We start from the raw sequence: 13,726 nt of genomic DNA on the forward strand, positions 1-13,726 counted from the left end.
TTATTGATTAAAATTTGCATGATACCCCTAAAGTAAAGGTTCTATATATTGGAAAACTATTTACACCTGCATATATATTCTCTGGATTTAAGTTGTATTTTGATGCTTTAGAATTAGAAAAAGTGGCGATATTTTTACCTCTAACAAAGAATTTTAAATTCGGTAATATAAAATTAGTGTCCGCAGCTTTTGGCATCGTATAACTAAGTTCTATATTTTTTATACTAAAGAACGCCGCATTTTCCAACCAAAATGTAGAACCTTGGTAATTGTTTTGAGATTGCGTCGTTAATCTTGGGAGATCGTTAGTTACGGGATACCTGTTTAACATAATCTCAGAATAATTATTTCTTGGATTACTTCCATTGAAATAACTAGTATTCAAAGATCTTACACCATCTGCGATGCCTTGACCTACAACATAAAGACCAAAGCCTTTATATTTTAGGTTTAGGTTAACCCCATAATAAATTCTAGGTGCATGGTCGCCAGTGATATGAATATCTTTCTCATCTACAATACCGTCGTTATTGTAATCTTGATATCTTATATCCCCTGGTTGTACATCTCCCCAACTTTGGTTAACACCTCGAGCGTCTATTTCACTTTGAGATTGGTATAACCCTTCAGCTACATATGTTCTGTACAAATCTGTATCGGTGCCAGCTAACTTTCTGTAATCTTCAAGTGCCACTGGTTCGTCAACATCTACATATTTAGATCTATTGTACATGATGTTTCCACCAAAGCTATATTTTAGGTCACCAATACTATTTTTATATTGCAAATAGCCTTCAAGTCCCCATTGTTTTGTTTCTCCATAATTGGTTAATGGAAGGAAGCCTCCTGAACCAAAAATGGAGGGCGTTAAAGAGCTTCTTTGTGATATTTGGTCGTAATATCTACTTCCGTAGTAGTTAGCCTCAAATGCCACAGTTTTATTTAATAACTCCCCTTGTAAACCTATATTTAAATTACTCATTTTTGGGAGGTGGTAATTTGTGCTACCTTCTTGTTGAATAGCATATACATTAACACCGTTACCTCTATTCCCTTCAATACCAGATTGCCATCCACCAATATTTTGCCATAGGGTGGTACTTAGATAATATGGATTATAATAGGTGTTAAAATTTTCATCCGCAATCATACCGTAGGAGCCATAGAATTTTAAATAATCTATAAAAGAATTATCTTTCAAGAAAGATTCATTGCTAATAACCCAACCAGCTCCTAATGTTGGATATATATTATACCTCTCTCCTTCAGGTAGTTTGGTGCTACCCGAATATGCCAAATCAAGCTGTAATACATATGTATCATTATAAGCATAGTTTGCTCTATAACTAAAATCTTGTTTTTTTACGGGTTGGTAATTGGAGAAACCACGTGTTTCAACAAGTGCTGCATAATAAGAGGCATTCATTGTTAACGCATGTTTTCCAAAAACTTTGCCGTAATTAAAGCTTAAAAGCGCTGTGTTACTTCTGGTGAAGTTATCTACAAGAGGACTTAAGTTCGGACTAATTATTTCTTCTTGTGTTCTTTCTAATTCATAATTAGGTAATAACCTGTAAAGTTCAGCGGTGCCACCTTTGCCATTGCGCACATTACTGTAAATATCGAAAGCAGCTGTACCAGTAAATGTAAGCCCATCTGTTATCGCATCTAAATTCAATAATAAAGAGGCAGAATTTTGAGAATTAAGGTTGGTTCCTTCTGAGTAGCCTGTAGATAATAAGTAATTTTCAATATTTGAATTGAAATCGTTGCTTATTATATATTTACCATCATAAGAGATGGCGTGTGCATTGGAAGGTGTATTTGAAATATAGTTGAATAAATCAAAATTACCATTTTGTCCTGGACGATATTGCTCTTGATAGGTTCCAGATAAATTAACATTAAATTGAATTTTTTCTGTTAATTTAATATTCACACCACCTCTAACTTTAAATCGATTTGATGATGATTCTTTACCAATCTTTTCTAAGCCTTTGGTTTGAACAAAATCTAAAAGTGAAAAATAGTTAACTTTTTCGTCACCACCACTAAAGTTAAGATTGGCTCTTGTAAAGGTTGATGCTTTTTTTACGTAATCATTATAATAATCTACATTAGGATAATATACGGGATCCGATCCATTTTGGTAGGCCGCTAATGCAGTAGAGGAGTACAATGGTGCTAAACCATCATTTACTAAAGCCTCATTATATAAGTTTGCATAATTATAAGAGTCTAAATACTCAGGTTGCGATGTGGGTGAACTAAAACCGCTCTCTGTAGTTATAGAGATATCTCTTTTATGATTTTTACCCGTTTTTGTTGTAATCCAAATTACTGGATTATAACCAGATAAACCTAAAGCAGCTCTTCCTGCCATATCTTTAATAACTTGTACTGTCTCAATTTCATACACAGTAAGATCTGAAGGGTCTCTTTGTACACCATCTATGTAAAATGATACATTTTGATCTCTTATGGATGCAAATATGGCTTCTCCGCCACTAGTTACAATACCTGATGTAGAATAAATAGTGGTGCTACCTGTAGCATCATTGTCAAATGTGCTAATTCGTAATCCAGGAATTCTTCCAGAAAGTGTTTCTAAAAAGTTACTAGCTGGGTACGATGCCAATTCGTCGCCAGTTATGGTATATGTTGAACCAACACTTCTATTATTAGAAAATGTTTGGTATGGTAATCTTACCACACCATTTTCCATATATCCAGCATTAACTAATATAATATTTGGATTTTCAAGTTTACCTTCCGTTAGTTCTGTTACATGTAATAAGTAACCTTCTTGATCAATGGTGAGTTGGTCTTTTTCAGTATAAACTTTAATTGAAAAAACACCATCTCTATTTGTAACACTTTTGTCTTTTGCTTCAAATGACTTTACAAGCACATTTGAAATAGGTTGCCCATCGCTGTTCAAAACTTTACCTGTAACGAGAGATATCATAGTGTCTTCTTGCGCTTGTAAAGATGTAGAACAGAATATCCCGATGGCTGCAAAAAACATCAACATGTTTAAGATTTTTCTATACATAATTGTTTTATTTTTTCGTATTAATAATAATTTTACCATCCTGGGTTTTGTTTAAACGCATCAAACATGAGCGCATCGCTTAAAGGAATTGGCCATTTGTAATGTTTTTGATCGAATGTTCTTGTAAAATATGGTTCTGTAGCTCTTTCAATTTTATAACCCGTAGGTGCAGCAGCATCTTCTGTGAAATTATCTGCGAAATATTGTTTGTATTCCTGTTTGCTGGCATCACCCCATCTCGATAGATCAAAAAAGCGTTTGCCTTCTAAATAAAGTTCTACAGCTCTTTCATTTTTAATACGATCTCGGAAGGTCTCTTTGCTTGTTAGATATATAGCACTTATTGGAGGCATTTTAACACGTGCCCTTACAATGTTAACCGCTTCTACGGCACTAATGGAAGCTCCTGGTAAGGTGTGGTTAGGGCCTCCAATCTCATTTGCAGCCTCTGCATATTGTAAAAGGATATCAGCTAATCTAAAATAAATAACATGTGTAAATGGTGGTGCAGATCCAGACCACTGATCTACATTTTTACCCCAGAATTTTCTAGCCATATAACCCAAATGAGCATCACCAGGCTGACTATTTCTTTCGGAGCCACCTTGGTATAATTCTAAATATTTATCAGACAAACTGGTCCATCGTTCCCCATTAAATAAAATAGAATGATAAAATCTAGGGTCTCTATTTACAAAAGGGTTTTGAGAGTCAAAGCTAGGGTCATCTTTTATAGATAAACCATTCAAAGTTTCAAATCTATCCACAAAGGTTGCAGATGGTGTGAATCCTTGTGTGACATTCTTACCTTGAATACTGGTCGTAGTTAATACACGATATGCATCACCAGCGCCATTCATAGCAGCATAGTTTTCCCAAATAATTTCATCATGATAAGGTTGGTACATAAAAATACTATCGAAACTAGCCGCATATTCAATAGTTTCAATACCTCCTGACGGTATTTTGTAGGTTACTTTATCCTTTCCTTTAGATTGAATTAATTTATATCTGTTGTTACCAAAAGGACCTAATTTAGACAATAAGTCCCATGATGCTTGTGCAGCAAGTTCCCATTTGGCAATATCGTTTGTGGGATTGTTGCTTGGGCTTGCGCTAAATAAAAGGGCAGACGCTTTAACAGCCAATGCAGCCCCCTTTTCTGGTCTACCTAGATTTTGTATATCCCATCTTTCAGGTAACAATACAGCTGCAGAATCGCAATCTGCAGCAATTTTTAATGCTGTCTCATGGTAAGAAAGGCGAGGCAGTTCAAAATTATCAGATGCATTGAAAGATTTGGTAATATATGGCATGCCCCCTTGACGTTTAAGCATCTCATAGTAATACCAAGCTCTCATAAAATGTGCTTGACCTTTCAGTTCATCTAATTCTCCTTGCGTTGCGCCTTCTAAACGAGGAAGGTATTCAAGGGTTTTATTAGCGATACGTATGCTCGACCAAGCATTCCAAACACCATAAAACTGAAGTGCTTGACCTGTATTATAAGATCTTAACCAATCGCCACTTTGTGCAATAGGCATGGTCTCCCAGTTAATAGAGTTAACATAACCCTCGTCGCTCAAAGCTGCTATATAACTATAATCTGCAGCACTTAGATAGTTTAGTAAATGTTTATACATACCATCTTCATACTCTCTAAACTTAAAGTAGTCTTGTAGTAAGTCCTCTTCTGGGATTCCAGCAGAGTCCTGAACTTTATCAAGGTAATCTTCACAACCAGTAAAACTAATTATTGCAGAAAAACCTAGGATAACCGATAAATAATTTATTGCTCTTTTCATGTTTCTGATTTTTTTATTAGAATTTTGCACGAAGTTCTAAAGTGTATCTTTTCATTTGAGGATAAGCCCCAAAATCAACTCCAAAATTGGATCCTTCTGGATCACCACCCCATTTACGTTTTCTCCAAGTCCATAGGTTTGTTCCAATTATGCCCAGTTCTAAACTTTTAATACCGATGGCTTTTTTAATGCTTTCAGATTGGATGGCGTAACGAAGGTTTGCACTTCTTAAGCGTATATATTTGCCTTCAACCATTGAAAAGTCGCTAATTTGATAATTGTATTGTTTACTAGCTTCAGCATGAACAGCAGGAAACTCAGGATTAGTATTTGTAGGTGTCCAATGGTTTGCATGAGCCGTATAAGCATTGTCTTTATTTTCAGTAAATGGATATAAGTAAAATAACCCCCCTTGACGCATTGGTGTTTGCACACTGCTAATACCATAAAAGTTTAATTCCACAGATAAGTTTTTATAACCACCACTTAGCGTACCGTTCCAGGTAACATTAGGAATTGAAGGACTTTCCGCAACCACACGGTCTTGACCATCTATAGTACCATCACCATTAAAATCAAGGAATTTAAAATCTCCAACAATTGGATTGCCGCCACCTACTTTAGGATATAAAAATAAGTCATCAAAGTTTTGATAAAAACCTTGTGTGACGATGCCGGTAGCAGGGGTATAAGAACCCATTCTTCTGGCAATATCAACAGGTTTTCCTTCTGCTTTAAGATTAAAAGGAATATTGTCTGATTCATCATAATAGACCATTCTGTTTTCTGAAGCAGAAATATTACCCGTAAACATAATATAAGACCCATCATTAAAGGCTTTGTTAAAGCCTAATTCGATTTCAAAACCATGACTTTTAGAAGACCCAATGTTTGCTTGAATAGAAGGAACACCTACCCAAGATGGAACTCTTTGCCTAGATTGAAGCATATCCTCTCTACGTTCATCAAATAAATCCACATTCAGAGTTATAAGATTATTTAAAAAGCCTAATTCAAAACCTAAATTTTGCTTATACGCTTTCTCCCAAGTAGCATCTAGTATAGGAAGATTGCCTTCGTATATGTAATCATAAGGTTGTAATGGATAACCAAAATTGGTTCCAATGATGTTTCCATAACTATCAAGACGTTTAGAGTATTCAGAAAGATATAACCACCTGCTAATGCCTGCATCACTACCTACAACACCATAAGAATATTTAATCTTTAACATATTAATGGACTCTTTAAGGTTGCCAAAAAACTTTTCGTTAGAGATAACCCAGCCACCTGCCGCCGCAGGAAAAGTACCAAAACGAAGTCCTGGCGCAAATTTTTCAGAGCCAGTATGAGCCACACTCGCTTCAAAGAAAAAGCGATCATCATAATTGTAATTAATATTCCCTACCCAGTTTTCTTCGTAGCTAGGAAAATAGTATAATTGATCTCCAATAGATTTTCTACGGCTAAAAAGTCCTAATCCAGATATGGTATGCTTGTCAAAAGTGCGAGTATAACCTAAAGAATATTGAAAATATTGACTTCTCCAACCCTTAAAAATATTTTCAGAATTATTCACCTGCAAAGATGGCTGAGGAGTATCTAAATCAAGACCACCAAAATTGTCATACCTAGACCATTCTTGGGTGTCTGGATCTAAATAGTAACCAAAGTATTGTGGTAACCAATAATTTTTTTGATAAACCACATTGGAGTTATAAGAATATAAAAAATTTGTAGATAACCCTTTAGTAATAAAATCAAGCTTTTGGTCAAACTTAATATCAACATTAAGTTCATTGGCCTTAAATCTATTAAAACCTTGTGCCCCTAACCAGTTCATTTCAACCTCTCCTTGTGCTGGGTTAATATAGGGTCTAGGTCCTGTTTGATTGTAAGGGATTACATTATCAGGGTATTGAGCTAAAGCTTCAGCAGGATAAAAAGGCATGGAAGTTACTGGTTCATACCATATAGGTTGGGTAAAAGTATCTTCTGGTTTTCCCCAAGCTTTAACATTACCACCTAAATTAACAGACAGTTTTGTGGTTTTAGAAATATTAAAATCAAGATTATTTTTAAAATTATACCTTGTACTACCATAATGAGCATTTTGTTTATCATAGTCATAAGGGAATTTATCACCAACAGCCCAAATATCACCTTCTTTAAGAAACCCTATAGAAGCATAATATTGCACAAAGTTATTACCACCGCTGGCATTAAGATTATAAGTTTGGTCAAAACCAGGCTTAAAATAATAATCCATCCAATCGGTATCAGAATATAAATAAGGAAGGTCCTGTGTTCTATAATGCTCTAAAATTTCATCAGAAACCATTAAGTTCCACAAACCATCATTCGCCCAAGCTTCATTTCTTAATTTCATGGTGTCGTAAGCATTCATATATTCAGGAAGTATGGCAGCTTCTTTCATAGAAAAACTTGTGGAAAAATCCAGTTCAATGGCACCTTTTCTACCTCTTTTAGTAGTAACTATAATAACACCATTCGCGCCCTTCACACCGTAAACGGCTGTAGAGGAAGCATCCTTAAGAATAGAGATAGACTCAATATCATTAGGGTCTAAGTTGGAAAAAGTTCTTTCAACACCATCAACAATAAAGAGTGGGGTATTATTTCCCATGGATGAGTTCCCACGAATGGACATCTGTATAGGTGAAGCAGCATAATAACCTCCTAAGGCCTCTTCCCCAGGTGTAGGATCAGTCATTATAACAGTTAAACCAGGTAATCTTCCCTGCAAACTGTTTTCTACACTACTACCCATGCGTACCGACATAAGTTTATCTCCTGATATTTTGGAGATAGCACCTACAACCGTTTCTTGTTTTTGAGCTTTACCGAAAGCCACAATAACAACATCATCGAGGGTTTCTTGATTAGGGACTAACGTTACATTGATGTTCGTTTTTCCATTAATAGGAATTTCTTGAGTTTTATATCCCACATAGGAAAAAACTAAAGTTTCGTTGTTAGATGCCGAAATAGAAAATTTGCCATCGAAATCCGTAGATGTACCACGATCAGAGGCTCCTTTTACCAAAACGGTTGCACCAATTGCTGCTAAGCCATCAGAATCATTTACTGTACCTGTTATTATTTGTCGCTGCGCATACACTGCGAAACTAAAAATAAACAAGAAAACAAATAGTATTCTGTTGCGAAGCAAACTGTATTTACCTGGTATTCCTCTACTAGGGATAAAGTTGATTTTTTTCATAAAATTTGGTTTTTCAAGGTTTGTTAGACCATTTCAATTGCTAAGGTTAGACTTCAAAGGGTTAAAATTTTTATAAAAAGATTATACTATAATGTTATTTTTTTGGTTGAACTCTATGTTATAATTTTCTGTGATAATTGTCTTTGGTATTTTAAATTCTTAAAAAGAATTAGTTCTGTTTTAAAACTCTATTAAACATTATTGAATAATTAATTTTATATTAATTGGCATTGAGTGTTATCTTAAAATGATTATTATCTCGATTTCGTCAAAACGATATAACAAGCATATTTTTAACCAAGTAGTTTTTTGTTTAATTGATGATGGTTTGGGGTTTGGTAAAATTAGAATGTTAATATTTTATTAAATAAACATAATTAGCAGAAACTAATACTATATTAACTTATTTCAGAATATTTGCCGGAATGTTGAATAAAATACACGTGTTTGTCAGTTTTTATGAATATATCGTAAGAATTTAGTGTTATTGATTAATTCTAGTCAACATGCTTTAAACCCCATGTTAAATTATTGTAATGATAATATGATATTAATCATATGAGTTTCAAATAATAGATTCACCAATGCCTTAACTGGTTATTTTACCCAACAACTTCTTTCTATAATTTATTTAGTCATTAAAAACCTATACAATGTTTTTTTGCCAGTCTGTATCATAGAAGCTTATTATACTTCAATACATCGGCTATAGATGTGTTAAGAATTTAATTAATAAAGCGTGCGCTCTCAAAGTCTGTAATGCTCCGCTCCCCGAAGTTTGCAACTTCGGGCTAATAAAAAAATAAAAGCCAGTTCTTCGAAATCTGTAATGCGCTGTGCAAAGTTCTCCAACAACCAAAAACCACCAACCAACAACCAAAAAAGTAATATATTGCATACATAAACAATATAACTACAAAAGGGTTGATATTTATTGTGGTTATACAATTCTTGGAGATAATATGAAAAAAAATAAACCGTCACACCTATAATGAAAGATCATGACATTAAGAGAATTTCAAGACTAACTGCAATTCTAACCCAAATGCAAACGAAACGCCTGTTGACGGCCACAGAATTGGCGGACAAATTTGCGGTCAGTGTACGCACCATTTACAGAGACATCAAAGCATTAGAACAAGCAGGTGTACCTATCCTAATGCAAGAAGGGAAAGGCTACACTTTAATGGAAGGGTATAAAATACCACCTGTAATGTTTTCGGAAAGTGAAGCCAACGCATTGATTACAGTAGAACAATTAGTGAATAAAAACAGAGATAGCTCACTTATTAAAGAATACACGGGAGCAATCAATAAGATAAAAGCTGTTCTACGATATTCCACCAGAGAAAAAATAGAACTGCTATCAAAGCGAGTTGCTATTAGTCCTGCCATATCGGGCTCAAATACGAGTAATTCATTAATGCTAATTCAAAATGCCTTAACAAAGTTTCAAGTGCTTAACATCACCTATCAAGGAGAAAATTTAAAAGGAAAAACTGAAAGACCAATAGAACCCTTTGCATTATATTACAGTTTACAAGAAAATTGGACGCTTATCGCTTATTGCAGATTAAGAATGGATTACCGGATGTTTCGGTTGGACAGAATTTTGAAAATTCAACAAACCGATTTAAAGTTTCTACCACATAAACTGACACTACAGGAATATTTAGCAGAAAAAGAAAAAAAGTTCAACACCCCTGACAACCCTTTGTCATAAAGTGAATTTATTTTTGCTAAATAATTTTAAAATTTAAGCATATGAATTTAGTATCCATTCGCATTATTACTGCCGATATAAACGGTTTGGTGAAATTTTATGAGCAGGTAACCAGAATAAAGATAGTGCAATACACACCAGATTTTGCAGAATTGCAAACAAAAACAGCAACCTTAGCCATAGGAAGCACAAGAACATTGCAGTTTTTCGGTGGAGAAAATGTCGCTCAGGCTTCACAAAATCGCAGTGCTATTATTGAGTTTTTGGTAGAGGACGTAGAAAAAGATTATGAAAGATTAGCCGATTTCCTGAAACCCTATATCGTTCAGGAACCAACAACAATGCCCTGGGGAAACAAATCACTTTTATTCCATGACCCTGATGGCAATTTAGTTAACCTGTTTACACCTACAACACCAGAAACAATCAAAAAATTTGAAAGTAAAAAATAAGCACTAACCACTAACATTTTGTATCAGTAATGACAGACGATGTGGTAAATATCAACGTTTGTAGGCCGCCCAAACTTCATAGCAGTTTTACAAGAAGTTACTATATCGTCTGCCACTACTCATACGATTTTCCCTTCCCAATATTTAAAAATGACCCACTTTTACCCGCTGTTCCCTAGTATCGCTACCGCCAGTTTGCAACTGGTGGGGTAAGAGTAAGAAAAATAAAGAATAGCCCCACTTTTCACTGTCTTTTGGGAATATTAGATACCTTTTCAGGTTACAAGCCATCGCGGTAAAACAATGTTTTATAAAAGTAAAGGTAATCCCATCATCCCAAACTAAAAATTTACGCTACCGCCAGTTTGCAACTGGTGGGGCAAGAGTAAGAAAAATAAAGAACAGCTCCACTTTTCACTGTCTTTTGGGAATATTAGATACCTTTTCAGGTTACAAGCCATCGCGGTAAAACAATGTTTTATAAAAGTAAAGGCAATCCTATCATCCCAAACTAAAAATTTACGCTACCGCCAGTTTGCAACTGGTGGGGTAAGAGTAAGAACAATAAAGAATAGCCCCACTTTTCACTGTCTTTTGGTGAATATTAGATACCTTTTCAGGTTATAACCTATCGCGGTAAAACAATGTTTTATAAAAGCAAAGACAATCCCATCATCCCAAACGAAAAAAACCAACAACCACCAACCAACAACCATTGAAAAAGTAATATATTGCATATATAAACGATATAACTACAATAGGATGGGTATTTTATTGTGGTTATACAAGTGTTGGCAAGCATTAAAAAGACATGAAAAAAACGAGCTCAATTTTATTAATGGTATTCTGCTTTGTCCTGACCGCATGTGGACAGACGAATAAAGAAAACTCAAACCTTCCGCAGCCAAAAGGATTTGTAAACGATTTTGAAAACTTGCTGATGGATCGACAAGAAGAATATCTTGACAGCCTTATCATTGACTACGAAAAACAAACCAAGATAGAAATTGCCATTGTTACTTTAGACAGCACCATGACATCAGCAGAAACGTTTGACAACTACACATTAGAATTAGCAAATTATTGGGGAGTCGGAAAAAAGGACTTAGACAATGGAGTTCTAATTGGCGTTTCATCGACATTACGAAGAATCATAATCCAGAATGGTCTTGGTATTGAAGAGATTCTAAGTGATGAAGAGACTAAGAAAATAATAGATGCCTTTTTCATACCTAACTTTAAGAATGGAGACTATTTCGAAGGTATCAAACTAGGATTGATAGAAGTAATGGAAAAATTAAAATAAAAACGCTTGCCAACAAAAACTATAAGCAAGCGGGGCGACAGTGAATAACGAAACTATAAAATTATTAACCAACTTTCGGCTTGGCTGACATGAAAGAGTATCTAAAGCCCGCCAGCTCATAGTCAAACTGTTGTAGGTAATATTGATAAAACGAAATGGAGTTTGAACCTGAATATTTTAGCGGAATTTTAAAAGTCCTGATTTTGACTTTACTAATCTCAATTTTGCCGATTTATTTTATGGCAAACCCAATATTGATTATTGGAATATCAATATTTGCATTTATTGCAATCTTATCGATAAATAAAAAATGGATAAAAAAAGTGATATTGGATTCTAAGAGGGAAAAAATTATTGTGAAATATCCTCTATCTATAATCGGACTTAAAAAAACAGAAATTCCATTTGACAAAATAGACATTGTTACTTATTACGAGTATATGTCTCGAACACCAGCACATTTTAAAATTGAACAAAACGGAAAAAAATTACGATTTAATTGTAATGGACTTGATTCTAAAAAAGTAAGTTCTATTTTAGAAAACTGCGGAATTAAAACAAACTTTTACAATAGAAAAGAAGTTGGATTTAGATAAAAATACTACCTACAACACCAGTAACCGTTCCACAACCCCATAATTTCAAAAAAACAAGATACAAAAACGTCCTTTTTTAAGGGCGTTTTTTGGTTTTAATAGGTTATTATCTTGTACATTGAAAGATGATGATATGAGTTTAAAATGGCGTTTATAAACGCCTTTTGAGGCAGTTTCTTTTTTTAGTTGACTTCCTGCTGTGCGAAGTTTTCAACTTCCCAAAACCATTGCCATTAACAATAAAACCATTACAAGCCTATAGGATACCTTGTTGAAAAGTAATATATTGCATATATAAACGATATAACTACAATAGGATGGGTATTTATTGTGGTTATACAAGTGTTGGCAGCAACCACAAAAGATATTTATAAGTTGAATAAATTAAGATAAAATTAATATGCTATGTAATAATTTTACTAATGGAATTGATAATCAACATGGTGATCAACCAATAAGAGTTTTTTATAATCTCATTGAATCTTATTTCATTGGTATTAAGGAAGCATTAACAAATTTAAGACCTAATGACAATGTTTTAAGTAAAGTAAGACTTGAGTACTTAACAGAAAATATTAGAGTTATTGGCCCATCAACAAATGGACTAAAAATAACATTACATGACAGCTTTTTATCATTCTTGTGGACAAATATTTATAGTATAATTGTAACGACTCCTTCTGGCGGAAAGGAAGTTACATTAGACGAAAACAAACAAGCAAGAGAATTAAGGAAATATGGAATATCATTAAAGCAACAATATAGTGCATGGGACAAAGAAACCATGCCAAACCCTGAACTTCATCCAAAAGACCCAAAAAGACTTATCGGAGTTTCTAACGCTGTATTTCTTTCTGCAGTCCAATTTATATTATTGCATGAATTTGCACATGTTTTTTTAGGACATCCTTTTGTACCCTTAAAAGAAAGAACGAGCGAAAATTTAAGAAAAATGGAAGTTGATGCGGACAATTTTGCAATTATGTGGGCTATGGATTCTTCAAGTCCAGACAACAAGTTCACAGATAATATTGCATGGATAGCCGCATTAAATAGTTTAAGTTATACTCCTAATAAATTCTCGGACACAAAAATTCATCCGGCACCAGAAGACAGGATTATATTGTGTTTAGAAAGACTAAATTTAAAAGAGGACGATTATTTATGGAGTTATGCTCTATGGTCTATAATGGAATGGCAAACTAACTTTGAATTATTCCATATACCGAAATACAAAGTTGGTGATAACTTCAAAAAACATTTTTATGACATGATTAAAGAACTTAAAGAATACAAAAAAAAACTGGTGTAAGTAAGTTAAAAAGAAACCAAAATTGAATAATAATTTAAAAAACGGCAGCAGGTAACACCGGTAACCGTTGCACAACCCCATAATTTCAAAAAAACATGATACAAAAACGCCCAATTAAGGGCGTCTGTTGGTTTTAATAGGTTATTATCTTGTACATTGAAAGATGATGATATGAGTTTAAAATGGCGTTTATAAACGCCTTAATACGATAAAAACCGAAGAATAGACTTATC

8 protein-coding genes are annotated in these 13,726 nt (G+C 34.1%); 5 read left to right on the plus strand and 3 right to left on the minus strand.

Translation table 11 applies throughout. The annotated features are described in order from the left end of the window. Nucleotides 1-7: 7 nt before the first annotated feature. The 3 genes from DKT72_RS16920 to DKT72_RS16930 are packed head-to-tail and all read right to left on the minus strand — an operon-like array spanning nt 8 to nt 8,104. A complete protein-coding gene (locus DKT72_RS16920; RefSeq protein ID WP_162623353.1) occupies nt 8-3,055 on the minus strand; it encodes a SusC/RagA family TonB-linked outer membrane protein in 3,048 nt (1,015 codons plus the stop codon). Between the two features lie 32 nt (nt 3,056-3,087). After that, the gene (locus DKT72_RS16925) at nt 3,088-4,860 is read right to left on the minus strand and encodes a RagB/SusD family nutrient uptake outer membrane protein (protein ID WP_162623354.1); all 1,773 of its coding nucleotides are present in this window, start codon (nt 4,858-4,860) and stop codon (nt 3,088-3,090) included. 16 nt (nt 4,861-4,876) lie between these two features. Further along, a complete protein-coding gene (locus DKT72_RS16930) occupies nt 4,877-8,104 on the minus strand; it encodes a SusC/RagA family TonB-linked outer membrane protein (RefSeq protein ID WP_111309933.1) in 3,228 nt (1,075 codons plus the stop codon). Between the two features lie 991 nt (nt 8,105-9,095). Here DKT72_RS16930 and DKT72_RS16935 point away from each other — a divergent pair. From DKT72_RS16935 to DKT72_RS16955, 5 genes are all read left to right on the plus strand, one after another. Continuing rightward, the gene (locus DKT72_RS16935; protein WP_111309934.1) at nt 9,096-9,827 is read left to right on the plus strand and encodes a helix-turn-helix transcriptional regulator; all 732 of its coding nucleotides are present in this window, start codon (nt 9,096-9,098) and stop codon (nt 9,825-9,827) included. Nucleotides 9,828-9,868: 41 nt separating this feature from the next. Then, the gene (locus DKT72_RS16940) at nt 9,869-10,279 is read left to right on the plus strand and encodes a VOC family protein (protein ID WP_111309935.1); all 411 of its coding nucleotides are present in this window, start codon (nt 9,869-9,871) and stop codon (nt 10,277-10,279) included. 811 nt (nt 10,280-11,090) lie between these two features. Next, on the plus strand, nt 11,091-11,585 hold the full coding sequence (locus tag DKT72_RS16945; RefSeq protein WP_111309936.1) for a TPM domain-containing protein: 495 nt from the start codon (nt 11,091-11,093) through the stop codon (nt 11,583-11,585). A gap of 155 nt (nt 11,586-11,740) precedes the next feature. Next, complete coding sequence (locus DKT72_RS16950; protein ID WP_111309937.1) at nt 11,741-12,181, plus strand: hypothetical protein; 441 nt, start codon at nt 11,741-11,743, stop codon at nt 12,179-12,181. Between the two features lie 400 nt (nt 12,182-12,581). Beyond that, nucleotides 12,582-13,493, plus strand: a complete 912-nt coding sequence (locus tag DKT72_RS16955) for a phage exclusion protein Lit family protein (protein ID WP_111309938.1) — start codon at nt 12,582-12,584, stop codon at nt 13,491-13,493. Nucleotides 13,494-13,726: the final 233 nt, after the last annotated feature.

This window comes from Confluentibacter sediminis (genome assembly GCF_003258355.1).
Classification (GTDB): domain Bacteria; phylum Bacteroidota; class Bacteroidia; order Flavobacteriales; family Flavobacteriaceae; genus Confluentibacter; species Confluentibacter sediminis.